Here is a 347-nt window from a genome sequence, read left to right as displayed (position 1 = left end):
ACAATTACTTATTGATTTTTTATCAAATAATAATTTGATGCGTATCCCGCAAGTTGTTGATTTTAAAGTTGAAAAGTGACGGATATATGAAAAACTTACTTGATTTTAATCGGGTAAGTTTTTGTTTAAAGCGAGAAAGTATTATCTTTAGACGACGTGATTGAAATGTCACGTCCTGTCAAAATGAATAGTTTATTAAAGTTGTATTTTGATAGAAATTTACTGACACCACAAAAATTATTGAATTATTTAAAAGTTGATGAAACATTTTTGAATCATCTAGCAGGTATTAATTTAAAACTCTTTAAGGATTATGTTAATGAAAATAGAGAATATAATATAACGAA

1 protein-coding gene and 1 pseudogene are annotated in these 347 nt (G+C 25.4%); both read left to right on the top strand.

Annotation, left to right across the window (positions count from 1 at the left end; translation table 11 throughout):
- Nucleotides 1-79 (top strand): hypothetical protein (locus tag IDG60_RS27370; protein WP_481906077.1); only part of this gene is annotated, 79 nt, incomplete at its 5' end.
- 68 nt (nt 80-147) lie between these two features.
- Nucleotides 148-347, top strand: a pseudogene (locus IDG60_RS03150) (zinc peptidase); the annotation flags it as partial.

It is taken from the genome of Staphylococcus sp. EG-SA-2 (assembly GCF_017152085.1).
The sequence above is the reverse complement of the archived record's forward strand: the minus strand, read 5'-3'. Positions and strand labels throughout refer to the sequence as shown.